This window comes from Rhizomicrobium sp., from assembly GCF_056722145.1.
In genome coordinates this window covers 1-25317 of record NZ_JBWZET010000002.1, presented here as the reverse complement: position 1 = coordinate 25317, position 25317 = coordinate 1, and the positions used below count along the sequence as shown (strand labels likewise).

The window sequence follows — 25317 nt, the reverse complement described above, 5'->3', positions numbered from 1 at the left end:
CCGCCAACCTGCGCACCACCGCCCAGATCGCCGACAAGATCGCCGAGGGCGACCTGACCGTCGAGCCAAAGCCGCTGTCGGAAAAGGACATGCTGGGCCGGGCGCTGCAGCGCATGGTCGAGAAGCTGCGCGATGTCGTCACCAATGCCACCAATGCTTCGGAGAACGTCGCGTCGGGCAGCCAGGAATTGTCGTCGGCGGCCGAACAGGTCAGCCAAGGCGCCACCGAGCAGGCTTCCTCCGCCGAACAAGCTTCCGCCTCGATGGAAGAGATGGCGGCCAACATCAAGCAGAACGCCGACAACGCGGCGCAGACCGAGAAGATCTCCCGCCAGTCGGCCAAGGATGCCGAAGTCAGCGGCGACGCCGTCAACAAGGCGGTCATCGCCATGCAGACCATCGCCGAGAAGATCACCATCGTGCAGGAGATTGCGCGCCAGACCGACCTGCTTGCCCTCAACGCGGCGGTGGAAGCGGCGCGCGCCGGCGAGCACGGCAAGGGCTTCGCGGTGGTCGCCTCGGAAGTGCGCAAGCTCGCCGAACGCAGCCAGACCGCGGCCTCGGAGATCAGCGCGGTGTCGAGCGAAACCGTCAAGGCGGCCCAGTCCGCCGGCGAAATGCTGACCCGCCTGGTGCCCGATATCCGCAAGACCGCCGAGCTCGTCTCCGAGATCAGCGCCGCCTGCCGCGAGCAGGACGTCGGTGCCAGCCAGATCAACGAGGCGATCCAGCAGCTCGACAAGGTGACGCGCCAGAACGCCGCCGCGTCGGAACAGATGAGCGCCACCTCGGTCGAACTGGCGAGCCAGTCGGAGGAATTGCAGACCTCCATCTCGTATTTCCGCACCGACGCCAAGGGCAGCACCGGCAGCGCCGCCAAGAAGACTGCCGTCAAGAAACGGCCGGAGCGCATCAGCCTGCGCGGCACGCCGAAAGCGCCCACCGTCGCCGAGCAGCAGGAACGCGCCAAAGGCTTCGCGCTCGACCTTACCCACGGCGGCCCCGATTCCGACGACGAACGCTTCAAGGAGTATGCGTGAGATGAAGGCGGGCCAATACGTCACGCTTGGCCTCGGTGCGGAGGTGTTCGCGGTTCCCGTTGCCCTGGTGCGCGAGATCCTGGATTACCGCGACGCCTTCGCCATTCCCGACGGTCCGGCGTGGATGCTGGGATTGATCGACGTGCGCGGCCGTGGCGTTCCGATGATCGACCTCAGAACCAAGCTCGGCCTTGCCAAGCAGGCGCCGACGGCGGCAAGCCGCATCCTGGTGCTGGACGTGCCGCTGGAGAGCCGCACACTCTGCCTCGGGCTGGTCGCCGACCGCGTGCTCGAGGTTGCGAGCTTCGCCGAGAACGAGATCGACGCGGCACCCGATGTCGGCATCCAGTGGCGCAGCGACTACATCGCCGGCGTCGTCCATCGCGGCGGCGGCTTTGTCGTGATCTTCGATGTCGCCAAGCTCTTGACCACCGCCGACGTCGCAGCCCTTCCAATCGCCGCCTGACGGCATCGCGAGCCACCGATGACGCCCTCCGCCCGATTGTCCGAACGCGATACGCTCAGCGCGTTCAATTTCGAGCGGCTGGCGAAGTTCATCAAGGCGTATTGCGGTATCGCGCTCAACACCTCGCGCCACACCATGCTGGAAGGGCGCATCCGCCGGCGCATGCGGGCCGTCGGCATCGGCGACATCAACGAATACTGCCGCATCCTGTTCGACGAGACCGGCCCGGCGATCGAGGCCGAGATCGTCCACCTGATGGACGCGGTCACCACCAACAAAACCGACTTCTTCCGCGAGCCGTCGCATTTCGACTATCTCACCGGCACCATCTTGCCCGAGATCCTCGCCAAGGGAACGCGGCAGATCAAGGCGTGGAGCGCGGCCTGCTCGATCGGCGCCGAGCCCTACACCATCGCCATGCTGCTCGACGATTTCTGCCGCAAGCATCCCGGCATGGACTATTCGGTGCTGGCGACCGACCTTTGCTACCAATCGCTGGAGCGCGCGCTGGTCGGACGCTTTCCCGCCGCCATGGTCGATCCAGTCCCCGATCATCTGCTGCATCATTACGTCATGCGGTCGGCCGACGGCGCCGAAGTGCGCATGTCGCCGCGACTCCGCTCCAAGGTCGCCTTCGCCCGCCTCAACCTGATGGACGAGCACTATGCGGTTCCCTCCGACTTCGACGTGATCTTCCTCAGGAATGTCCTGATCTATTTCGACAAGCCGACCCAGCTTGCGGTGCCGACGCGGCTGTGCCGTCATCTCCGGCCGGGCGGCCATCTTATCCTCGGCCATTCCGAGTCCGTTTCCCGTACCGGCCTGCCGCTGCAATCGGTGGCCAACACTATCTTTCGCCGGAGTTGAGCATGGCGCGAGCAAAAATCCGTGTTCTGATCGTCGATGACTCCGCCACCGTGCGCCAGACGTTGTCGGCGATCCTGGAGGAAGACCCCGACATCGAGGTGATCGGTGCCGCCAACGATCCCTTCGTCGCCGCCCAGCGCATCCGCAAGGAAGTGCCCGACGTCATCACCCTCGACGTTGAAATGCCGCGCATGGATGGCATCACCTTCCTGAAAAAGCTAATGGCACAGCACCCGATCCCGGTGGTGATGTGCTCCTCGCTGGTGGAAGCCGGTTCGCAGACGCTGCTGCAGGCGCTGGAAGCGGGCGCCGTCGACATCATCCAGAAGCCGAAGATGGGCGTCGCCGAACAACTCAACGAAGCGAAGATCCAGATCTGCGACAGCGTCAAGGCCGCCGCACGCGCCTGCCTCGACGGCTCACGGCGCCCGGCATTGGAACCGCTCGTCCCCGAGAAGAAGCTGACCGCCGACGCCATGCTGCCGCCACCGGTCCGCCAGGCGATGGCCCGCACCACCGAAACCATCATCTGCATGGGCGCCTCCACCGGCGGCACCCAGAGCCTGACCGAAGTCTTGATCGCCCTGCCGCATGCCGCGCCCGGCATCGTCATCGTCCAGCACATGCCGGAACGCTTCACCACCTCCTTCGCCAAACGCCTCGACAGCCTGTGCCAGGTGGAAGTCAAAGAAGCCGCCGACGGCGATGCGGTGCTGCGCGGACGCGTGCTGATCGCACCGGGCAACTTCCACACCATGCTCGAACGCAGCGGCGCCAAGTACTACGTCTCGGTCAAGCAAGGCCCGCTGGTGTCGCGCCATCGTCCCTCGGTCGATGTGCTGTTCCGCTCGGCGGCGAACGCAGCGGGATCAAATGCCGTCGGCGTGATCATGACCGGCATGGGCGACGACGGCGCCCGCGGCCTCGCCGAAATGAAAGACGCCGGCGCCTTCACCATTGCCCAGGACGAAGCCTCGTGCATCGTCTTCGGCATGCCCAAGGAAGCCATCGCCCGCGGCTGCGTCGACAAGATCGTTCCGCTGAGCGCAATCGCGCCGGAAATGCTGAAAGCGGCGGCGCGGTAGCCCTAAATACGCCAAAAGGCGGAACGTCCGCCTTCTGCAAAGGCTTTGGCGCACGGCACGCCCGGTTTGGCGAGCGCAGCGACGGCACCGCAAGCTTTTCCCTCGGCTACCCGGCGATGGCATTTGGCGAACCGGCCGCAGTCGTTTTGACTGTTGCGCTCGGCGGTGTTCCGCATCGGCGCTCAACGGCACATCTTCCTGTCCATCTCTCCACGGAGGCACGGGCGCCTCCTTCACCAGTATGACTTCGCAACCGCGTTCGAAACGGTATTGCAGGCCGCGATTTCTTCGCGCGCCATCGTTCTGGCCATTCTCCAAAAACAACACAGTTGGGATATGGGGTGTGGTGCTGACGATTTCAACCTGGTGCGACAATCATGACGTTTTTTCCGCTTGCGATGCAGGTGCAGTTGTTCAGGTAGATGAACAGAATTGGTAAAGGGCGCGCGTGCGTCGCGGCGGTGCGCGCGGGACAGGCTTTACTGCCCCCGCGGGCGAGGTGATTTATCCGCGTGCAGATAGACCGTGGGGGAAGTGCCCGACAGGGCAAAGGGGGCTTGCATTGGTTGAGAGTAACGAGCCCCCTTCGGTGCTGACGCACCACTTCCCCCACGGCCTCAGTGCGAGCGGCAAGAGCGGTGCGCCCGCGGGGGCAGTAAAGGGGAAGCGAATCTATGCGGCGGCGGCGCGGCGTTGGATGGCTTCGTGGACTTCGGCGTAATCGGCGCCGACCGAATCCACGAAGGCGTTATGAACGTTGCGTTCCTGCGCCATGGTATAAAGGCTGCCGAAATCTTCCAGCATCTCGGCCAACTGGTCCTCGATCCCGGAGGCGTCCTGCGGGGCGCATTTGGCGCGCTCGGTGAGCACGGCAGCAACCGATTCCAGCGTGTCGCCGATCTCGTCGCGGAACGCCAGCCGCGTCGCCGAAGAGTCGATCACCTGCAGCAATTCCTCCCCGCGCAACACCAGCGTGCCGACTTCGGCCTCGGTGCGTTCGCGCGCGGTGCGGATCAGATTGGCGGCAACGCCCAGCGCCTCGCCCGCCGACAGCCGGCCTTCGCCATCGTGCACGGTGACGAGCGCGCCCGCGGCACCGGTGAGATCGTCGAGTTCCGACAAGCCCGACGCTGCCGCATCTTCAAGATGGCGGCCATGGTCGCGCAACTCGATCGCGATCACCGACAATGGCCGCGCCGCATCGCCGATCTGGGCGCATTTGATGGTGGTGTTGAGCGCCATGTACTGAACGTCGTTTTTGAGAGCCTGAACTGCGGCGATGCGCTTGGAGAGCTGGTTCGCCGCCGCCGCCGTTTCCTGGCCGGTGCGCAACGCCGAACCATCGGCGAGTTCGATTTCCTTGACCAGCACGAACGCCTGATCGATGCGAACGCCGAGATCGTCGAGGAAGCCGCCGCCGCTCTTGCCGCCATAGGCCATGTCGCGCAGCTTCAACAATTCGCGGCTGTGCGCGCCCATGTCGGTCATCGCCGCTTCGACTTCGCCGACTTCCTGGTGGAATTCCTCGATGGTCGAATAAAGCTGCTGTTCCAGCAAGCCGTAACCGAGCGCCATCAGCCGGCCTTCGTTGTCCTGCAACGCCGGATCGGTCTGCAAGCGGCGGATCGAATCCTGCACATGCTCGATGCGCTGGCGGGTGATATCGCCGATCTGCAACGCCTGCAGCACGCGCACGACGCGCTTCTGGATGTTGCGGGCGATGCCGGCGACGTCGCCGGCCACCGCCGATACGCGCGAATAGTGGTCGCCCATCAGGCCGGCGCTTTCCGACAATTCGTTCGGCAACACCGGCAACAGCGTGCCGATGCGCGAGGTCAGCGTCGCGCCCTGGCTCAGCGCCGAGGCGAGGCCTTCCTGCAGGCCCAGCAATTCTTCTTCCATCTGGCGCAGCTGTTCGCGGCCGGATTCGATGCAGTCCGAGATTTCCTGGGCGAAGGATTCGAAGGTGGAGCCGGCTTCGGCAATGCCGCTCGACACGATCTTGATGTTGACGGTGAAGGCCCGCATGTACGCCAAGCTGGAGCGCATGTCGGTGACATATTTCGCCAGCGTTTCGCGGTGGCGGCCAAGGTTCTCGATCGCGTGCTGGCGGGTGCGGTGATTGTCGGCGAGACTGTTGAGACTCTGCGCGGCGGTGCGAAGATCGGTGGTGGCGGCGGACACGGCCTTGGCGTCGAGCGCTTCGACGAGTTTTTCCAGCGACGCGACCAGTGCATCGATGCCTTCGATCGCCTGCGTCAGCATCTTGCCCGCCGACAAGAAATGCCGCTCGATGACCCGGCGCGCCGATTCCAGTTGCGCGGCCAGATCGGTATTGGCGCCGACTACGACTATATGACTCATGTAGCCACATCCCACCTGTGAACCGACATTGTGCCGCCCAATCAGCGAAATAGAAGTAAACGCGCGGGCCGCGCGATTAGGGAGATTCACGGACACGTCGCCGCGCTTTTGCCGTCAGGCGTAAACGATTGGTTAGGAAATGCGCCGCACGGCGATAGAAGGAGGCATCCGCCTCGCCTCTGGGCTGCAAAACGTCTATAACACCGCCATGCGTCACGCCCTTGTCTGTCATCCCGATACGCCGTCGGCGGTGGTTTCCGCGATCGAGGTTTTCGTCGCGCGCGAGGCCGGCGGCAATCTGCGGCTGCATTACTATGTGACCGGCAGCGCCGCGCGGGTGACGCCGGGGTTTCCCTCGCCGGCGACCCGCAAGCGCGTGGACGGGCTGTGGGAACACACCTGCCTGGAGGCTTTCATCAAGCCCGCGGGCAGCGAGGCCTATTGGGAACTCAACGTCGCACCGACCTGGGACTGGCAGGCCTATGCGTTAGCGGGCTATCGCGAAGGGCGCCATCCCGAGGCGGGCATTGCGGCACCGGCGACTGAAGGACGTTACGGCGTCGGCTTGTGGGAACTGCGTACGCGGTGGAGTCTCGGTGTCGTGCCCGCGGGCGCGTGGCGGCTGGGGCTGGCGGCGGTGATCCAGGAAACCGGCGGCGCGATCTCCTATTGGGCGCTGCGCCATGCCCCCGACAAGCCCGATTTCCATCACGCCGACGCCTTCGCGCTCGACATTGCGGTGACCCCATGAAATTCGGCATCGACCGGCTTGTGGCCGATCCATCCTTGCGCGCGCCGTTGGTTGGAAAGCGCGTGGCGCTGCTCGCCCATCCCGCATCGGTGACGGCGGGGCTGGTGCATTCGCTCGATGCGCTGGCGGCGACCGGCGATGTGCGGCTGACCGCGGCGTTCGGGCCGCAGCACGGGCTCAAGGGCGACAAGCAGGACAACATGGTGGAAAGCCCGGATTTCATCGATCCGGCGCTGGGCATTCCGGTGTTCAGCCTTTACGGCACGGTGCGCCGGCCGACGCCCGCGATGATGGACACGTTCGATGTGCTGCTGGTCGATCTGCAGGACCTCGGCTGCCGCATCTACACCTTCGTGACGACGCTGCTTTATGTGCTGGAGGCCGCCGCCAAACACGGCAAGAGCGTGTGGGTGCTCGACCGGCCCAATCCGGCGGGACGGCCGGTGGAAGGCACGCTTCTGCGCCACGGCTGGGAGAGTTTCGTCGGCGCCGGGCCGATGCCGATGCGCCACGGCCTGACGATGGGCGAAATGGGGCGCTGGTTCGTGGCGACGTTCAAGCTTGATGTCGACTATCGCGTGGTCGCGATGGAGGGATGGCAGCCCGACGCCGCGCCCGGCTACGGCTGGCCGGAACGGGTGTGGGTCAATCCTTCACCGAATGCACCGAATGTGTTCATGGCGCGCGCCTATGCCGGCACCGTGATGCTGGAAGGCACCACGCTGTCGGAAGGGCGCGGCACGACGCGGCCGCTGGAATTGTTCGGGGCGCCCGACATCGACGCCGCCGCGGTGCTCGGCGAAATGTGGGCGTTGGCGCCCGACTGGACCGCCGGCTGCAGCTTGCGCGAATGCTGGTTCGAGCCGACATTCCACAAACATGCCGGCAAGCTCTGCCACGGCGTGCAGATTCATACGGAAGGCCCGGGGTATCAGCACGCTGCGTTCAAGCCGTGGCGGCTGCAGGCCCTCGCTTTCAAGGCGATCCGCCGTCTGCACGCGGATTATCCCTTGTGGCGCGATTTTCCCTACGAGTACGAAACCGGCAAGCTCGCCATCGACGTCATCAACGGCGGGCCGGACCTGCGCGCATGGGTCGATGGTGCCGGCGCAGTGCCGGGCGATCTCGACGCACTGGCACGCGCGGATGAAGAAAAATGGGAGCAGGAACGCCGCGCGTTCCTGCTCTATTAGGCATTACTGCGGCAGCACCTGTTCGCCTTCGATGGTAAGCGGCGTTGCGGCGATTGCCTTGGTGAAGCCCGGCTGGCTGCCGCCGACGCTGAGGGTGTAGCGGCCGGGCTGGACCTTGATCACGCCTTCCGGCGTCACACTCGACAGATCGCGCGGCGCGAGATCGAAATGCACGGTCTTGGTTTCGCCGGGCGCCAGGCTGAGACGCGCCAGCCCGCGCAACGCGACGCGCGGCATGCCGGGCGTGCCGGGGAAGCTGAGGTAAAGCTCGGCCACCTCGTCGCCCGCCAGCTTGCCGGTGTTTTTCACCGCGACGTCGACACCGAGCGTGTCGCCGGCCTTCAGCGTCGGGGCGCTGAGCTTGACGTTGCTGTACGCGAACGTCGTGTAGGACAGGCCGTAGCCGAAGCTGTAGAGCGGCTTGCCGCTGTAGTAACGATAGGTGCGGTTGGCCATCGAATAGTCGGTGAACGCCGGCAGATCGGCGACGCCACTGTAGAACGTCACCGGCAGGCGGCCGGAGGGATTGTATGCACCCGATAGAATGTCGGCGATGGCGTTGCCGGCTTCCTCGCCGCCATACCAGGATTCCAGGATCGCGTCGGAATGCTTGGCGGCCCAGTTCACCGCCAGCGCCGAGCCGTTGTAGAGCACGGTGATCAGCGGCTTCTTCGTCGCCTTGCGCGCGGCCTTGAGCAGATCCTCTTCGACCTTCGGCAGATCGAGCGTGAGGCGGTCGCCGCCGACGAAGCCGGGCGCATCCACCGCCATCTCCTCGCCTTCGAGGCCGGGCGTGATGCCGACCACGGCGATGACGGCATCGGCCTTCTTCACCGCCGCAACCGCCTGCTTCAGCGCCGCGGGGTCCTGGCGCGTCCAGACCAGACGCATGGTGATGTGAATGGCCGGGCCGCGCTCGATGCGGATGGCGTATTTGTGCCCCGCTTCGAGATGCACGACGGTCGCCTTGACGCTCTTGCCGCCGGGTCCGGCGATGCGGGCGATTTCCTTGCCGTCGAGGAACAGCGCGCCGCCGGGCGCATCGAGACCGAGGAGATAATCGCCGGCCTCGGCCGGCGTGACGAAGCCCGACCAGCGCATGCCGACGGTGAAGATGTCGTGGGTCTTCGACGCCTTGATCAGATCGGGATCATCGCCGAAATCGACTTTCGCATCGACGCGAGATTCCACCGGCGGGCCGGAAAAATCGCCCTTGGCGAAATATTCGGCGGTGAGACCGGGCTTGCCATCGGACGTGGTCAGCAACTCGGCCGGCACCGGAACGCTTTCGCGCAGGAAATTGGTGCCCGGCGCGAATACGATCTCGGCATTGGGGAAGGCGTGGCGGATGCCTTCCAGCGCCGACACCGCATGCGACGGGATGCCGTTGTAATTGCCGTAAAGCGGCGTCACCAGATCGGCGAGCGGACCGATCACCGCGATGCGCTTGACGCTCTGTTGCAGCGGCAGCGCACCGTTGTTGCGGAGCAGGACCATCGACTCCCGCGCGGCGCGGCGGGCGATATCGCGATGGGCAGCGGAATCGAGCGCCGAGTCCGGAACCTTCGTATACGGAACGCTGGCGGCGGGATCGAACAGCCCGAGCCGCATCTCGGCCATGAACAGACGCTTGAGCGAGGCATCGACCGCGGCTTCCGGCAAAATGCCTTCGCGCATGGCATCGACATAGCGGCTGTAATCGGGCTCCTTGCGCGGCACCAGCCAGTAGTCGGCGCAATCGACATCGACGCCGTGCTTGACCGCCATCGCGGCGGCCTCGGTGATGTCCTTGGCGTAGTGATGGCCGTAGGTGATGTCTTCCACGGCATCGCAATCCGACACCATGTAGCCCTTGAAGCCCCAGGCATTGCGCAGCGTGTCGGTGAGGAGGAAATCGCTGGCGCAGGCGGGCTGGCCGTTGACGCTGTTATAGGCGCACATCACCGAACCGGCGTGGGCCTCGACGATGGCGGCGCGGAACTGCGGCAGATAAGTGTCGGCCATGTCGTGGCGCGAGACGGTGACATCGACGGTATGGCGGGTCGGCTCGGGCCCGGAATGGACCGCATAATGCTTGGGCGTGGCGATGGTGCGCAGGTATTTCGGATCGTCGCCCTGCATGCCGGAGACGAACGCCTTGGCAATGGTGCCGGTCAGCCACGGGTCTTCGCCATAGGTTTCCTGGCCACGGCCCCAGCGCGGATCGCGGAAGATGTTGACGTTCGGCGACCAGAACGACAGGCCCTGATAGATGGCGTGATCGGTGCCGTTGCCGCCGGCCTGGTTGAACTTGACGCGCGCCTCGGTCGAGACCGCGGTCGTCACCTCGCGCACCAACGCCGGATCGAAGGTGGCGCCGAGCGCGATCGCCTGCGGGAACACGGTACCGAGACCGTTGCGGGCGACGCCATGCAGCGCCTCGCCCCACCAGTTATAGGCGTGGACGCCGAGCCGCGGCACCGCGCGCGCCTGATTGACGAGCTGCGAGGCCTTTTCCTCCGGCGTCATGCGGGCGATGAGATCGTCGACCCGCTGCTCGAACGGCAGCGCGGTGTTGGTGTAGGCCGGTGGCGGCGGTGGCGGCGGCGGTTCCTTCTTCGACCACGGCCAATCGAAGGCGGAAGCGTTCGCGGAAAGCAGCAGCAGCGCGGTGAGCGCCGTCGCCGTACGCAACAGGGATTTGTTGGTCATGGGATTTCCCCCGAGTTTTCGGGCGGCGTCTTGCCGGCCCATCCTGGGTCCCCTTCCCCCTGCAGATACGCTGACGCGCCTCTGCAGGGCCGGGGATGACAGTCTTCTTACTGCGGCAGCGCCTGCTCGCCTTCGATGGTGAGCGGCGTGGTGACGATGGCTTTGGTGGTGCCCGGCTGGCCGCCACCGACGCTGAGCATATAGGCGCCCGGCTGCACCTTGATGTCACCGGCGACGGTCACGCTGGAAAGATCGCGCGGGTTGAGATCGAAGTGCACCGTCTGCGTCTGGCCCGGCTGCAGCGTGACACGGGCAAGGCCGCGCAACGCGACGTGCGGCATGCCGGGGGCGCCGGGGAAGCGCAGGTAAAGCTGCGCCACTTCTTCGCCCGCGAGCTTGCCGGTGTTTTTGACCTCGACATCGACGCCAAGCTTGTCGCCGGCTTTCAAGGCCGGCGCGGTCAGCTTGAGATTGCCGTAGGCGAAGGTCGTGTAGCTAAGGCCATAGCCGAACGGATACAGCGGCTTGCCGCCGTAATAGCGATAGGTGCGGTTCGCCATCGAATAATCGGTGAAGGCCGGAAGGTCTTTGACGCCGGTGTAGAACGTCACCGGCAAGCGGCCGGACGGATTGTACGCACCCGATAGAATGTCGGCGATGGCGGTGCCGGCCGCCTGACCGCCGTACCACGATTCCAGGATCGCGTCGGCGTGCTTGGCGGCCCAATTCACCGCCAGCGCCGAGCCGTTGTAGAGCACGGCGACAACCGGTTTCTTCGTCGCCTTGCGCGCAGCTTCGAGCAGATCCTCTTCCGGCTTGGGCAGATCGATGCTGGTGCGGTCGCCACCGACGAAGCCGGGGACATCGACCTTCATCTCCTCGCCTTCCAGCGCCGCGGTGATGCCGACCACGGCGATCACCACGTCGGCCTTCTTGGCCGCCGCAACAGCGCGCTTCTGCGCATCCGAAATCTGCTTGGTCCAGACGAAGTGAATCGACATGCGCGGCTCGTAACCGCGCTCGATCTTCACCTGATACGCATGACCGGCGACGAGGTGCAGCACCACGGTCTTGGCGGTCTGGTCGCCCGAACCGAGCGTGACGATCTCCTTGCCGTCGAGCCACAGCTTGCCGACGCGGGCATCGAGCCCGAGCGCGTAATCGCCGGTTTCGGCCGGCGTCAGCGTGCCGGTCCAGCGCACCGCGTAGTGCGGCAGCTTGGGCAGTTCGGCGATCTTCATGGCGACACGGCCGCGCTCGTAATCGACGCCGGCATCGACCCGCGACATCACCGGCGCACCGCTGAAGTCCTCGGCTGCGAAGAACTCGGCATAGAGACCGGTCTCGCCATTGGGCGCCTTCAGTACCGATGCGGGCACCGGCGTGCCGGCGCGCAGGAAATTGGTGCCGGGCTCGTAGACCACCTCCGCGTTCGGGAACTGGCGGCGGATGCCTTCCAGCGCCGACACCGCAGCGACCGGGGTGCCGTTGTAATTGCCATAAAGCGGCACCACCTGATCGGCGAGCGGCCCGACCACGACGATGCGCTTGACGGTGTGTTTCAGCGGCAAGGCGCCGTTGTTCTTGAGCAGCACCATGGATTCGTGTGCCGCCCTCAGCGCCAGCGCCTGATGCGCATCGGAATTCAGCGCACTGTCCGGCACCTGGGCAAACGGCACCATCGATTGCGGATCGAACATGCCAAGCTTCATGCGCGCCATGAACAGGCGCTTCAGCGAGGCATCGACCACCGCCGGCGTCACCAGACCCTGGTTCATCGCATCGATATAGCGCTGGTAATCTTCGCCGGTCTTGACGTTGAGCGTCCAGGTCGAGCAATCGTTATCGACGCCGTGATTGAGCGACACCGCCGCCGCTTCGGCGACGGTCTTGGTGTAGTGATGGCCGCGCTCGATATCTTCCACCGCATCGCAATCCGACACCACCACGCCCTTGAAGCCCCAGGCGCCGCGCAGGGTTTCGTTGAGCAGGAAATCCTGGGCGCAGGCCGGCTGGCCGTTGATGCGATTGTAGGCGCACATCACCGATTCCGCGTGACCTTCGACGATCGCGGTGCGGAACTGGGCGAGATAGGTATCGACCATGTCGTGCTTGTCGGCCGGCACATCGACTTCATGGCGCGTCGGCTCGGGACCGGAATGGACCGCGAAATGCTTCGGCGTCGCCACGGTGCGCAGGTATTTCGGATCGTCGCCCTGCATGCCGGTGACGAACGCCTTGCCGAACTGGCCCGACAGCCACGGATCTTCGCCATAGGTCTCCTGGCCGCGCCCCCAACGCGGATCGCGGAAGATGTTGACGTTCGGCGACCAGAAGGTCAGGCCCTGGAAAATGCCGTGATCCTTGTCGTAGCCGGTTTCGTTGTACTTGACGCGCGCCTCGGTCGAGATCGCCTCGGCCATGTCGTGCACCAGCTTGGGATCGAAGGTCGCGCCCATGCCGATCGCCTGCGGAAACACGGTGGCGACGCCGTTGCGCGCCACCCCATGCAGCGCCTCGTTCCACCAGTTGTAGCCGGGCACGCCGAGGCGCGGAATCGGCCGCGACCAGTTGCCGAGTTGCGACGCCTTCTCTTCGGGCGTGAGGCGCGCGACGAGATCGTCGACCCGCTGCTCGAACGGCAGCGCGGTGTTGGTGTAGGCGGGCGGCGGCGGCGGTGGCGGAGTTTTGGTACCGGTATCACTCCAAGGCCAATCAAAAGCCGACGCGCCCTGCGTCGTAAGCACCAGCAGCGCCACGGCCGCCGTGGCCGAGCGCAACATCGAACGAGACGTCATGAAAGAATCCTCCCGGGGGGTATTTTGCCCGCATACTAATCCCGGGAACCTGAGCGCCGCAAATCGAGGATTTGTCCGGCTCGCCTAATCGTGATCACGGCAGCGCCGGTCGTATTCCGCGCGCCCGCCATGATCGCGCCAATACGGCGTGCCGAGATCGAGGTCACACGGATCGGTTGCCGCCCCCAGCACGCCGCCGCCGACCGCGCCGATCACCGCCCCCGTCGCCCACGAGCCGGTCATGGCGCCGATCACCGCCCCGCCCGCCGCACCGAGCCCAGCGCCCGATACCGTCCGGTCGCCCGTCGTCGTGCCGCAGCCCGCCAATGTCAGCGCCAGCACCATCGCCGGAATTCGCCATCGCATGTTGCACTCCCTGTCGCTTGCCCTGATTAACGCCCGGCACGCAGCACGGTGCCGAAACGGCTTGGTGGGTGGCGACAATACCAACGCCGACCGAGGGGCTGTGGGGGGAGAGCCGCCGCGGGCCTCGCCGCCACCCACCAATTCCAACGCGGCACGCCTACGGCGAATGCATCGCGCCCGACTTGGCCAGCGACTTCAGTTCGGCCGAGCTGAGATTCGTGGTGTAGCCGCCGTTCTGGCGCGCCTGCAGCGACGACACCGGAATGGCGACCGTCTGTCCGCCCATGCCGAGATACTTTTCCATCGTCACCGAAGCCGCTTGCGCCCCGTTGGCGTCGGTCGTCATCGCCGCCACGGTGCCGATCTTCTTGCCCTTCGAATTGTAGATCGCCTGGCCCGTGAGATTGGCGGTGGTGGCATGGCTCATCATCGAATCGCCCTGCGTCGGCGTGTTCGACGGCATGGTCGATTGGGTCGGTGTCGCCTGATCAGATGGGCCACTCATCGGTGATGTTTGCGGCGAAGTGGTCTGCGCCAACACCGGGAGGGTGCAGCACAGGCCGAAGGCCAAAGCCATGAACGATGTCTTCATCGGGGGTTCCCTCATGCCAGCCCCTTGGCGCACGTCGCGCGACAAAAAGCCTAGCCGCCGGTTAAGCCAAAGGTTGTGATTATGCTGGGACAATTGCCCCGCTTGCATTGGAGCGGATTGGGGTCCCTGTCGTGTTACGACTGTTTCGCCTGCTTACTATCGCTGCAACGCTCGCCGCTCCCGCCGGCGCCGGCGACGAAGCCGGCTACAAACTGCTCGACATCGACGGCCATCTCGTCAAATGGGGGGCGCCTCATCTCGGCCGCGGCGCCGTCGTCACCTGGCGCATCGCCTTCGCCCATCCGCCGGCAGCGGGCCGCGAGAACTGCAAACGCACCGCCGGCTTCGACGACCTGCTCGCCCACGCCCGCTTGTCACGCGAAGACGCGCTGCGTGCCGCCGATGCCGCCTTCGCGCTGTGGAGCCGCGCCGCCGCCGTGCGGTTCGTGCCGGCCGGCACCGACCAGCCCGCCGACATCACCATCGCGGCGCAAGCGGTCGCCGACGGCATCGCCTATAGCGACGTGACCCCTGCGGAAGGCGGCCGCGTGACGTCGCTGTCACGCGCCGTCGTCTGCCTGAACCCCGAGGCGCATTGGACGACGGCGGCCACCGGCAGCTATCGCCTTTACTATGTTTTCGCCCATGAAATCGGCCATGCCATCGGCCTCGACCACCCCGGCCCCAACGGAACGCTGATGAGTTTCGAGTACGATCCGGCGCGCGTCACGCTCGCGGCCGGCGACATTGCCGGTGCAGTGGCGCTCTACGGCCCGGCCCCGCGATTGGTCAGTACCGTCCACTAATTACAGCGTTCAAGCATCGTGACTATGGCCTCGCCATACCGCATGATGGCTGCGGTTTGGTGCAACGCAGCCCCGCATTCCTGACGCGTGGCCTCAAAAACGATGTTTGCGGGGATCAACCTGCAAATCTCGTCTTGGCTTGGTATGAGACACATACTATCACAATTCGTAACCGCCGCGTTCGGGGCGAGTCTGCTTTCGGCGTGCTCGATCGTGCCGCATGCCCATGGCGAACCACCGCCGAAAGCGGCGCCCGCGCCGGTGGTTGCCGCCCCCGCAGCTCCGGTGCCGACTCCGGCCCCGGCCCGGCCGCGGCGGCCACCGCGGGAAGTTCACGAAACCAAGGAGCCGGAAAAACTTGCCGCGATCGATCCCAAGAGCCTCATCGGCCTCGCCCCGGCCGCAGTCGAAAAAATCCTTGGCGCCCCGAGCACGGTCGTCAAAAGCGATCCCTCGCTGGTGTGGACCTATGCGGCGCCGGGATGTTCGTTCCAGATCGTCTTCTATCCCGATCTCAAGACCGAGAATTATCACGCCCTCAAATACACCGCCGGCCCCGATGCCGACGCCGCCTGCATTCGCAACATCCTGACGGTGAGAGCCAATGGACCAAGTTAGCCGCACCACCGCCCGTGGTCATATCCTGGTGGTCGACGACGACGAATTGTTCCGCGAGTCCGTAAGCACCAATTTGATCGACGCCGGCTATTCGACCGACGCCTTTGCCGACGGCTCCACGGCGGTGAGTTTCCTCACCCACGGACCCAACGCCGACATCGTGCTGCTCGACTGGAAGATGCCCGGCATGACCGGCATCGAAGTGCTGCAGCGCCTGCGCTCCGAAAAGATCGACATCCCGGTCATTTTCCTCACCGTGCTCAACGACCAGATTTTCGAAGAGGCGGGACTGCTGGGCGGCGCTGTCGATTTCGTCGAAAAATCGCGCAGCTTTTCCATCCTGCTGAAGCGGATCGAGCTGATCCTGTCGGGGCACAAGGCCAAGCAGGCGATGCAGGCCGCCGCCGATGCCGGCCAGGACGCCCTCAAGATCGGCGACATCACCCTGCGCTACGATTCGCGCCGCGCCTTGTGGAAGAACCAGAACGTCGGCCTGACGCTGACCGAATTCAACATCGTCGCCTATCTGATCGAGCACTCCGACCGCGACGTCAGCTATCGCGAAATCTACGACATTGTTCACGGCGAGGGCTTCATGGCCGGCGACGGCGAGATCGGCTACCGCACCAACGTGCGCGCCTTCATCAAGCGCATCCGCCAGAAGTTCCGCGATCTCGACTCGGTGTTCGCGCAGATCACCAACTACCCTGGCTTCGGCTACAGGTGGCGGAATGGAAGCGAACAGTAGCGCGAAGCCGCTCGCGTACAAGCTCGTCCACTCCTTCGCCCTCAAACTGTTCCTGCTTGCCGTCATTCTTCTCAGCGTGCCGCTGATCCTGTGGTGGCAGTTCCAGCGCGCCGAGCACCAGCAATCGGTGCTGCTGCACAATGCCGTCGACCAGACCGGCCGTGTCGTCGCGGCCATGCTGAGGCCGCACTTCGCCCGCTTCCAGTCCGAGCCGCAGGGGGCGCTGTCCGACGCGCTGGCGGGCGCCGCGCTCGTCAACACCAACGTCAAGGTGCTGGTGCGCCTGCAAGGGGCCAAGCCGGATGACTTCATCTACATCGCCTCGGCGCCGCCGCTGCCGAGCGCCTATCTGAAACAGGAGCGCCACGATCTCATCCAGTCGGGCATCTTCCAGCGCCTGGCGCCGACCTGCGATCGCGCCACCGACCTCTCGGTCCGCTTCGTCAATCCGGCGGGGCGGCAGGAGCTCCTGACCTCGATGACGCCCGTCCACGCCGGCGGCAATTGCTGGATCGTCATCACCTCGCAGAACGCCCAGGAGCTGGCGCCCGCGGCGCTGCATCTGTCGTTCTGGAGCCTGCCGACGCTGCCCGCCGCCTTCGTGATCTATTTCGCCAGCGCCGCGCTGGTGATCCTGCTGTCGGTGCATCTGTGGCGCAACGTGGCCCGCTTCCGCACCGCGGCCCGTCGCATCCGCATGCGCGGCGCCGGTGCCGCCTCGTTCCGCGAACTCAACACCATTCCCGAACTGACCGGCGTGGCGGAAGACTTCGACAGCCTGGTGCTGGCACTGACATCGAGCCAGGCGTTCATCAAGCAGACCGCGGAAGAGAATTCGCACGCCCTGAAGGCGCCGCTTGCCGTCATCGCCCAGTCGATCGAGCCGTTGAAACGGGCCATCCAGCCCGCCGATACAGTGGCGCAACGCGCGCTGCAATTGATCGAACGCTCGGTGGTGCGCCTGGATTCGGCGGTATCGAGCGTGCGCGACCTCGAACAAGCCGCCGCCGAAGTGGTGTTTCCGGTGCGCCGCCCGATCGACCTTACCGCCTTCCTGATGCAGATGCTGCGCGACTATGACGTCACGCTTGCGGCACAGGGAAAGCGCCTCGCCTCCGCGCTCGAGAAAGGTGTCACTGCCCACGCCAACGAAGACCTGCTCGAGCCGGTGATCGAGAACATCCTCGAGAACGCCGCCAGCTTCACGCCGAAGTTCGGCACCATCGATGTTTCCCTCAGCCGCAACGGCCAGTGGGTCGAGGTCCGCGTCGCCGATCGCGGCCCCGGCGTCGACCCCGACCGGCTGGCGCGCATTTTCAGCCGCTATGTCACCTATCGCGACGACACCGATGCGGACAGTGGAAATCTTCCCTCTACGGAGCATCAAGGTCTCGGCCTGTGGATCGTCAAGCGCAACGTCGAAGGCCTCGGCGGCAAGGTGAGCGCAAAAAACCGAGACGGCGGGGGATTCGAAATCACCGTCAGCTTAAAAGCCGATGCGTAAATCCTTGTTTCAACCTTGTCACAACACCACCTGCGCTCGCATGGCAGAGTCTTCGTGCGCAGTGTTCAATTAAGGCTGCGAGGAGCGCTGCGTATCGCTTGGGTTTGCACCCCAGCCCAACGGAGCCGGAGATGGAACAGCCACCTCCGGCTCCGGTCTTTTCGGAGCGCAACCGACAGCGTCCGCCACACGTTCCTTCGGTCGCAATCGCGAAGGAACGCCTCCATGAATTCGATGACGAAACTGTTCGCCGTTATGGCCCTGACCGCCGTTCCGGCAATGGCGCAGGACACCACGCCCGCCACGCCGATGACGCCGCCAGCCGCGGGCGCGACGGTCGATCTCACCGGCCAACGCATCTACAATTCCGACGGCGACTGGATCGGCACCGTCACCCGCATGGGCAACGATACCCAGGGCCAGCCGCTCGCGGCCGTCACCATCGAGCGGCGCATGGGCATTGCCGGCACCACCGTGCTGTTTCCGATGGGCTCGCTGCAGCCGCGCGAAAAAGGCGGCTACATGACCAACCTGACCGGGGACCAGATCAAGCAGCTTCCCAAATCAAACGCCACCAACACGCCGTGATACCGAGTACCACAAACGCGCCGTGTTATTACCATCCGTAAGGGACTGTACGCATACGGAAGACCGTGACAGAATCCGAGAATCATCGCTCAATGCCATGGGGTTTTGGGCGATGGGGCTCTGGGGGTCGGTCGTATGCTGTCAGTACTCAGCGGATGGACCCGTGCCCAACGGCATGTGGTGGTCGCCAGCTACCTCGGCTGGACCCTTGATGCGTTTGATTTTTTCCTTCTCGTTTTCGTGATCAAGGACGTCTCGGGCGCCTACGCGACGTCGATCACAGCGGTCAGCCTCGCCATCACCCTGACGCTGGCGTTGCGGCCGCTGGGGGCGCTGCTGTTCGGCCGCCTCGCCGACCGCTTCGGCCGCCAGCCGATCCTGATGCTCGACGTCGGGCTCTATTCGCTGTTCGGCTTCGCCACCGCGTTCGCGCCCAATCTGTATGCCTTCCTGGTCATCCGGGCGCTGTTCGGCGTCGCCATGGGCGGCGAATGGGGGGTCGGCGCCTCGCTGACGATGGAAACCATCGCCGCCAAGACGCGCGGACTGGTGTCGGGCGTGCTGCAATCAGGCTATCCCTCCGGCTATCTTCTCGCCTCGGTGGTTTATGCGCTGCTTTATCCGCTGATCGGCTGGCGCGGGCTGTTCATGGTCGGCGTCGCTCCGGCGCTGCTGATCCTCTATATCCGCTCGAAGGTGCCGGAGTCGCCGGCGTTCGACCGCAACCGCGCCGTCAAGGTTGATTTCCTCGATGTGCTGAAACGCAACTGGAAGCTTGGCATTTATGTCGTGGTGCTGATGACCGCCTTCAATTTCTTCAGCCACGGCACCCAGGACCTTTATCCCACCTTCCTGCAGAACCAGCGCCATTTTTCGCATCGGACGGTCAGCACCATTGCCGTGCTCTACAACATCGGGGCGATCCTCGGTGGACTGACGATCGGCAGCCTCAGCCAGCTCATCGGCCGGCGCCGCGCCATCATCGCCGCCGCCTTGGCCGCGATCCCGATGACGTGGCTATGGGCCTATGCCCCGAGCGCCGCGTGGCTCGCGGTCGGCGCCTTCGCGGTGCAGTTCTGCGTCCAGGGTGCCTGGGGCGTGATCCCGGCCCATCTCAACGAACTGTCGCCGCCCGACGCGCGCGGCGCGTTCCCCGGCACCGTCTACCAGCTCGGCAATTTCATCGCGGCGTCAAACGCCGTGCTCCAGGCGGGTTATGCCGAACACCACAACAACGATTACGCCCCCGCCCTGATCGGGGTCGCCATCGTGGCGTCGCTGGCGATCATGGCCCTGGTGTGGCGCGGCCACGAAGCCAAGGACATCGTGATGGCGACGTGAAAAACGCCTGTCATCCCCGGCCGAGCCGCCCGAGCACAAAACGCGAAGGGCCGCGAGGGGAAGGGGACCCAGGTACAGACAGCAAGACGGTTTCGTCGAACTTGCAGGAACAGCAGCGCCAATCACGTACACCATGCGTGTGTCGATACCTGGGTCCCCTTCCCCTCGCTGCGCTGCGCTGGCTCGGCCGGGGATGACAGGTTTTTCTAATTCCCCAGTGCTTTCAGCACTTCGCCTTCGGTGAGGATCTGCGGCAGGATTTTCGCGTCGCTCGCGCCGGGGGCGTAATAGAGATAGAGCGGCACGCCGGAGCGGCCATGCTGTTCCAACAGCGCGGTGATCTCGGGATTCTTGTTGGTCCAGTCGGCGACCAGGAGCGCGATCTTCCGCTCCTGGAAAACGGCGTGTACGGACGGTCGCGACAGCGCCGCCTCCTCGTTGACGAGGCAGGTGATGCACCACGAGGCGGTGGCGTCGATGAACACCGGCCGGCCCTCCTTGCGCAACGCTGCGAGGCGCGCCGGCGTGTAAGGCTCGGACGCCATGCCGGCATGGGCGGTGACGGCGACCGGCTTGGGCGGGCTGGCTGCGGCCACGACCGACAAGGCATAAGCGCCGCCGCCGAGGAACACCGCGACACCGATCCAGCCGGCGGTTTTCGCCCAGCCCGACGACATCTGCACCCGGCCCCAAATCCACAGCGCAACCGCGAGCGCAACCAGTGCGGCAAGCGCGGCAACAACACCGCTGCGGTCGACCTGCTGCGCCAACACCCACACCAGCCAGCCGGCAGCGGCGTACATCGGCAAGGCCAGCAGTTTCTTCAGCCGCACCATCCATTGCCCGGGCTTGGGCAACAGCTTGTGCAGCGCCGGCATCAGGCCGAGCAGCAGGAACGGCAACGCGAAGCCGATGCCGAGGGCCGCGAAGATGCCGATCACCACCGGCGCATCCTGGGTGAAGCCGTAGCCGATGGCCGTCGCCATGAACGGCGCAGTGCACGGCGCCGCGACGGCCACCGCGAGCACACCGGTGAAAAACGCCCCGGCCAATCCGCCACGCCGCGCCAACGCCTCGCCCGCGGAAATCGGGGCGATCTCGAACACACCCGACATGTTGAGACCGACCGCTGCCATCAACAACGCCAGCCCGGCGACGACGATCGGCTCCTGCAGTTGGAAGCCCCAGCCAATGGCCGCGCCGCCCTCGCGCAGCGCCATCACGACGAGGCCGAAGGCGACGAAACTGAGGATCGCGCCCACCGCGTAGGAGAAGGATTCGGCGCGGGCGTGGGCGCGATCGGCTCCGGCATGTCCGGCGAGCGCCAGCGCCTTCATCGCCAACACCGGCAGCACGCACGGCATGATGTTGAGGATCAAACCGCCGAGCGCGGCAAACGCCAGCGCCAGCCACAGGCTGAATTCTTCCGCCGCCTTGACCGCGGGAACCGCACCCGGTGCGGCATGGACGGTCAGCGCCTGCACCGAGCCGTCGGTGGAGGCCAGCACCAGCACGCCGCTCAGCGCCTTGCGCTTGGCCATCGCTGCGCCAGGCTTCAACTCGACCACCAGCCCGTTGGCGGCAAACGCGAAGCTCTGCGCCGCGGCATCGACCACCGATCCCGAGGCATCCGGGAAAAATTGTACGCTGGCCGGCCGCGCGGTCCCCGCCAGCGCCGGAGCCGCCACGAACAGGCGCAAATCCTGACCGACCGCGAACCGCATCGGCCACGGCGAAGCGGCGGGAATTTTCGCGCGCGCCGCCGCGAAGTCGCCGGCCGAGGACACCGCCGGTCCGCCCGCGGCCGGATCGACGACGATCTTCGTTTGCGCCGTCCCCTCTTCGGGCACGCAGACATTGCTGCAGACGAGATACTGCACCAGCGCCGCGAGCGACACGGTGCCCTTGGCATCGGCCGGCGCGGTTACGTCCACCAGCAGCCAGACCTTGCCCTCGTAGCCGTAATCCATGATCGGGCCGGTCGGCACGCGGATCGGATACGGCCACTGGATCGGCCCCGCCTTCCAGCCCGGCGGCAGCGTCCATTTCACCTCGGTCGGCTGGCCGACTTCGCCGGGATTGGACCAATAGGTATGCCAGCCGGCAGCGATATCCTGCTCGACGGCAACCGTGAAGGTTCCCCCCGGGCGGACCGCGTCGCGGTCGGCGATCAGCTGGACATGGACCTTGGGGCCGCTATCGGGCGAGGCCGCGAGCGCGGGCGCCAAAAGGCTGGCAAGGGCGAAAAGACCGGCGAGAATGGAGCGCATGGGCCAAACCTAGCCTCTCCGCCCCCTTTACGCCAACAGGCTCGGATGGCTATAGCCGGCAGCGGAGGCTTACCGATGCGCATCACGGCTGGACTTTACGGCGGACGGACCCTGGCGACCCCGCGCGATGCCAGCGTGCGGCCGACCGCCGACAAGGTGCGACAGGCGATCTACAACATCCTGGTGCACAATGATTTGGTGGCGCTCGACGGCGCCCGGGTGGCCGATTTGTTCGCCGGCACCGGCGCCATGGGTATTGAGGCCCTCAGCCGCGGCGCCGCCTTCTGCCTGTTCGTCGACGATGCCGCCGAAAGCCGCGCCCTGGTGCGCCAGAACGTGGAAGCCCTGAACCTCACCGGCGCCAGCAAGATCTGGCGGCGCGACGCCACCAGCCTCGGCGACATGGCGGCCGGCGCCGGCGGGCCGTTCACGCTGGTGATCTTGGACCCGCCCTATCACAAGGACCTGATCGAACCGGCGCTGCAAAGCTTGCGGGCCGGCGGATGGCTGGCGGCGGGTGCGGTGGTCGTCGCCGAAACCGCGGCCGACGAACATGTCGAAGGGGCCGGCTACGAACGCCTGGAAGAGCGCCATTACGGCGAGACCAGAGTGACATTCCTGCGCACGTAGACGGCGGCCGACCGTGCTACGATGGCGTGTCTTTCCGGGGGGCTGGCTATGAAGCGCGCGGTGATTGCGGCATTTCTTGCGACGGCGGCGTGTGCCCAGGATCGCGATCCGCCGCAATTCACCCGACCGGTGGCGACCGGCGCACCCCATACCTGCCTGCAACGCTATCCCGCCGCCGCCGCGCGCGACGGCATCGAAGGCAAGACGCTGCTGCGGTTCACCGTCGGCGAAGACGGCCATGTGAAGGACATTACGGTCGAGACATCGAGCGGCAACGCCGAACTCGATCAAGCCACCATCGATTGCGCCAGCGAGTGGACCTACACGCCCGCGACCAGAGCCGGCGTGCCGTTCGCCGCATCATGGCGCGTCAGCGTCGCCTGGTACCTGCACGACACCTTCGAAGGCCCGGCGCCGGAGACGCGCACGAACGCGCATTTTACTCCCCCTATGCCGTTGCTGGGCGAAGAACACGGCTGCGAGATATCGCTCAATTTCGGCGCCTTGCGAAACACCCGCGTGCCGCTGACCGGACCGACCGTGGTGCAGTTCACGATCACGGCCGAAGGCTCGACGCGCGATTTCGTGGTGTCGCGCTCGGCCGGCAACGACGCCTATGACGACGAGGCGGTGAAATGCATCCGCATCTGGCGCTACCAGCCCGCCAGCGACAACGGCCTGCCGGTCAGCGTGCGCTGGTCGGCGACCATTCCGTGGGGCAGCGCCCGAAGCGGGCAGTGAGGCCGCAGCAGTTTGGGGACGATCGTTTATGAAATTCGCACTCGCACTTTTTCTTCTCGCCGCAACGCCGGCCTGGGCCCAAGCCGACACGACAACCCCGCCGCAGCAGGAATACTGGTATTTCTCGACCTGTCTGAAGTATCCGCCCGATGCGCTTGCGGCCCACGCCCAAGGCACCGCCGAGGTGAGCATGCGCGTGGCTGCCGATGGCCAAGTCACCAACGTCGTGCTGACCAAATCGAGCGGCAACGCCGCGCTCGACCAGCAGACCCTCGCCTGTATCGAAGCCAGCCGTTATCGGCCGGCGACGCACAACGCCGTGCCGGTGGAGGTGCCCTGGCACGAGACCATCACCTGGAGCATCGACGAATATCAGGGCAAATCGTACGGCCGCGCGCGTTTCGCCGGCTTGTCGACAACACTGAGCGGGATTCAAACGCCGGAGTCTATCGGCAAGCCGCATATCTGCACGGAATATTATCCCGCCGATGCGGTGCGGCTCGGCGTGCAAGGCACGACCACGGTCGGCTTCACGATTACGCTGCTGGGCACGACCGCCGGTGTGCACGTCGTGGCCGGCGATCAGATGCTCGATGATGCGGCGGTGTTCTGCGCCAGCCAGTGGCTGTACAAGCCGGCGGTGAAAGACGGTCAACCCATCGCGGTGCCGTGGAAAGCCGAAGTGAAGTGGTCGTTGCACTGAGGGGACATAACGTCCTTCCGCCCCCGCGGCGCTCTGTTCCGTGTGACATACGGCGATTCTGAAACAGCGGGGGACGTGGATCGCGCAGCGGCGCAAAGCGACAGCGTATTGCGCGAGGGGGATCGATCCGACGCCAGCGCAATCCCCCCTCCGGCCTGACGGCCACCTCCCCCGCTATTCAGACACCGAGCGGCGGGTCCTAGTCGCGACACCGCGGGGGAGGAAAGACCAAGGGCCGACGTTCAATGCTCACCGCCGGCCGAACAGTTTCTCGATATCGGCGAGTTTCAGTTCGACGTAGGTCGGGCGGCCGTGGTTGCATTGGCCGGAGTGCGGGGTCTTTTCCATTTCGCGCAGCAGCGCGTTCATCTCGTCGGCATTGAGACGGCGGCCGGAGCGCACCGAGGTGTGGCAGGCGAGTGTGGCGGCGACCGCTTCCAGACGCTCCTTCAGCGACAGCGCCCCACCGGTTTCGGCAATGTCGTCGGTGAGATCGCGCAGCAGCGCTTTGACGTCCATCTGGCCCAGCAAAGCCGGGGTTTCGCGCACCAGGATGGCATCGGGTCCGAACGGCTCGATGACGAGGCCAAGCTCGGCGAGTTCCGCCGCGCGCGACGCGAGGCGGGTGGCTTCGGCCGAATCGAGATCGACCACCTCGGCCACCAGCAAGGGCTGGCGGGCGATGCCGCCCTCGTCCATCTGCCGCTTCATGCGCTCGTAGGTGAGGCGCTCGTGGGCGGCGTGCTGATCGACAATCACAATGCCGTCAGCCGTCTGCGCCACGATGTAGGTTTCGTGCAATTGTGCCCGAGCGGCACCGAGCGGGGTCGAAACCTCTTGCGGCGGCGGCGGTTCGATCGATTCGACGCGGGCTGCGGGCGCGAACGGCGACTGGAAATCGCGGCTGGCGTCATAGGCGGCGGGCGAACGATAGGGCTCGACCGGCAGCGATGGCTGGTATTCCCAGCCGCTGTGCGGCTTCATCGCGGCCAGCGCTTCGGAGGCGACCGTGGTGGAAGCCTGGTGACCGGCCTGATGGATGGCGTGCTTCAGCGCCGAGACGATCAGCCCACGGACCAATCCGGCATCGCGGAAGCGCACCTCGGTCTTGGCCGGATGAACGTTGACGTCGACGAAGGCCGGATCGCAATCGAG

General features: G+C 65.5%; 22 protein-coding genes. 15 read left to right on the top strand and 7 right to left on the bottom strand.

Features of this window, described 5'->3' with window-relative positions; genetic code table 11:
• The 4 genes from AC1P6P_RS00205 to AC1P6P_RS00190 form a co-directional block, all read left to right on the top strand.
• The coding region (locus AC1P6P_RS00205) for a methyl-accepting chemotaxis protein (protein ID WP_481400416.1) at positions 1-1040 on the top strand (1040 nt) is incomplete at its 5' end.
• Between the two features lies 1 nt (position 1041).
• Positions 1042-1506 (top strand): chemotaxis protein CheW, encoded by a 465-nt coding sequence (locus AC1P6P_RS00200; RefSeq protein ID WP_481400415.1) that lies wholly within the window; start codon positions 1042-1044, stop codon positions 1504-1506.
• Positions 1507-1524: 18 nt separating this feature from the next.
• Positions 1525-2373, top strand: coding sequence for a CheR family methyltransferase (locus AC1P6P_RS00195; protein WP_481400414.1), 849 nt, complete (start codon positions 1525-1527; stop codon positions 2371-2373).
• A gap of 2 nt (positions 2374-2375) precedes the next feature.
• Positions 2376-3458: a protein-glutamate methylesterase/protein-glutamine glutaminase gene (locus AC1P6P_RS00190; RefSeq protein ID WP_481400413.1), complete on the top strand. Its 1083-nt coding sequence runs from the start codon at positions 2376-2378 to the stop codon at positions 3456-3458.
• Positions 3459-4130: 672 nt separating this feature from the next.
• Here the strand turns inward: AC1P6P_RS00190 and AC1P6P_RS00185 are convergent.
• Positions 4131-5822 carry a hypothetical protein gene (locus AC1P6P_RS00185; protein ID WP_481400412.1) on the bottom strand — a complete coding sequence of 564 codons (1692 nt, stop codon included), beginning with the start codon at positions 5820-5822 and terminating at the stop codon, positions 4131-4133.
• Between the two features lie 208 nt (positions 5823-6030).
• On the opposite strand from AC1P6P_RS00185, the gene AC1P6P_RS00180 reads away from it, so the two are divergent.
• Together AC1P6P_RS00180 and AC1P6P_RS00175 are read left to right on the top strand one after the other, a co-directional pair.
• The gene (locus AC1P6P_RS00180) at positions 6031-6573 is read left to right on the top strand and encodes a DOMON-like domain-containing protein (protein ID WP_481400411.1); all 543 of its coding nucleotides are present in this window, start codon (positions 6031-6033) and stop codon (positions 6571-6573) included.
• Positions 6570-7766 carry an exo-beta-N-acetylmuramidase NamZ family protein gene (locus tag AC1P6P_RS00175; protein ID WP_481400410.1) on the top strand — a complete coding sequence of 399 codons (1197 nt, stop codon included), beginning with the start codon at positions 6570-6572 and terminating at the stop codon, positions 7764-7766. Before AC1P6P_RS00180 ends, AC1P6P_RS00175 begins: the two co-directional genes overlap by 4 nt.
• A gap of 3 nt (positions 7767-7769) precedes the next feature.
• Here the strand turns inward: AC1P6P_RS00175 and AC1P6P_RS00170 are convergent, their stop codons facing one another.
• The 4 genes from AC1P6P_RS00170 to AC1P6P_RS00155 form a co-directional block, all read right to left on the bottom strand.
• A complete protein-coding gene (locus AC1P6P_RS00170) occupies positions 7770-10457 on the bottom strand; it encodes a glycoside hydrolase family 3 C-terminal domain-containing protein (RefSeq protein WP_481400409.1) in 2688 nt (895 codons plus the stop codon).
• Between the two features lie 107 nt (positions 10458-10564).
• The gene (locus tag AC1P6P_RS00165; protein WP_481400408.1) at positions 10565-13255 is read right to left on the bottom strand and encodes a glycoside hydrolase family 3 C-terminal domain-containing protein; all 2691 of its coding nucleotides are present in this window, start codon (positions 13253-13255) and stop codon (positions 10565-10567) included.
• Between the two features lie 84 nt (positions 13256-13339).
• Entirely contained in the window at positions 13340-13621 is a 282-nt protein-coding gene (locus AC1P6P_RS00160) for a YMGG-like glycine zipper-containing protein (protein WP_481400407.1), read from the bottom strand.
• 157 nt (positions 13622-13778) lie between these two features.
• A complete protein-coding gene (locus AC1P6P_RS00155; protein ID WP_481400406.1) occupies positions 13779-14213 on the bottom strand; it encodes a PRC-barrel domain-containing protein in 435 nt (144 codons plus the stop codon).
• Between the two features lie 131 nt (positions 14214-14344).
• On the opposite strand from AC1P6P_RS00155, the gene AC1P6P_RS00150 reads away from it, so the two are divergent.
• The 6 genes from AC1P6P_RS00150 (at position 14345) to AC1P6P_RS00125 (ending at position 19818) form a co-directional block, all read left to right on the top strand.
• A complete protein-coding gene (locus AC1P6P_RS00150; RefSeq protein WP_481400405.1) occupies positions 14345-15019 on the top strand; it encodes a matrixin family metalloprotease in 675 nt (224 codons plus the stop codon).
• A 213-nt stretch (positions 15020-15232) separates the two neighbouring features.
• The gene (locus AC1P6P_RS00145) at positions 15233-15637 is read left to right on the top strand and encodes a hypothetical protein (RefSeq protein ID WP_481400404.1); all 405 of its coding nucleotides are present in this window, start codon (positions 15233-15235) and stop codon (positions 15635-15637) included.
• On the top strand, positions 15624-16385 hold the full coding sequence (locus AC1P6P_RS00140; protein WP_481400403.1) for a response regulator transcription factor: 762 nt from the start codon (positions 15624-15626) through the stop codon (positions 16383-16385). The genes AC1P6P_RS00145 and AC1P6P_RS00140 overlap by 14 nt, the downstream gene beginning before the upstream one ends.
• Positions 16369-17889, top strand: coding sequence for a sensor histidine kinase (locus AC1P6P_RS00135; RefSeq protein WP_481400402.1), 1521 nt, complete (start codon positions 16369-16371; stop codon positions 17887-17889). Before AC1P6P_RS00140 ends, AC1P6P_RS00135 begins: the two co-directional genes overlap by 17 nt.
• A 225-nt stretch (positions 17890-18114) precedes the next feature.
• Complete coding sequence (locus AC1P6P_RS00130; protein ID WP_481400401.1) at positions 18115-18477, top strand: PRC-barrel domain-containing protein; 363 nt, start codon at positions 18115-18117, stop codon at positions 18475-18477.
• A 135-nt stretch (positions 18478-18612) separates the two neighbouring features.
• Entirely contained in the window at positions 18613-19818 is a 1206-nt protein-coding gene (locus AC1P6P_RS00125; protein WP_481400400.1) for an MFS transporter, read from the top strand.
• Between the two features lie 206 nt (positions 19819-20024).
• Here AC1P6P_RS00125 and AC1P6P_RS00120 read toward each other — a convergent pair whose 3' ends face one another.
• Complete coding sequence (locus tag AC1P6P_RS00120; protein WP_481400399.1) at positions 20025-22088, bottom strand: protein-disulfide reductase DsbD family protein; 2064 nt, start codon at positions 22086-22088, stop codon at positions 20025-20027.
• Between the two features lie 75 nt (positions 22089-22163).
• Between AC1P6P_RS00120 and rsmD the strand changes: the two genes are divergently transcribed.
• The 3 genes from rsmD to AC1P6P_RS00105 are packed head-to-tail and all read left to right on the top strand — an operon-like array spanning position 22164 to position 24162.
• Entirely contained in the window at positions 22164-22718 is a 555-nt protein-coding gene (rsmD, locus tag AC1P6P_RS00115; RefSeq protein ID WP_481400398.1) for a 16S rRNA (guanine(966)-N(2))-methyltransferase RsmD, read from the top strand.
• A gap of 48 nt (positions 22719-22766) precedes the next feature.
• Positions 22767-23459, top strand: coding sequence for an energy transducer TonB (locus AC1P6P_RS00110; RefSeq protein WP_481400397.1), 693 nt, complete (start codon positions 22767-22769; stop codon positions 23457-23459).
• 28 nt (positions 23460-23487) lie between these two features.
• Complete coding sequence (locus tag AC1P6P_RS00105; RefSeq protein ID WP_481400396.1) at positions 23488-24162, top strand: energy transducer TonB; 675 nt, start codon at positions 23488-23490, stop codon at positions 24160-24162.
• A gap of 249 nt (positions 24163-24411) precedes the next feature.
• On the opposite strand, the gene AC1P6P_RS00100 is transcribed toward AC1P6P_RS00105, so the two are convergent.
• Positions 24412-25317 (bottom strand): DNA mismatch repair MutL family protein (locus AC1P6P_RS00100; protein WP_481400395.1); only part of this gene is annotated, 906 nt, incomplete at its 5' end.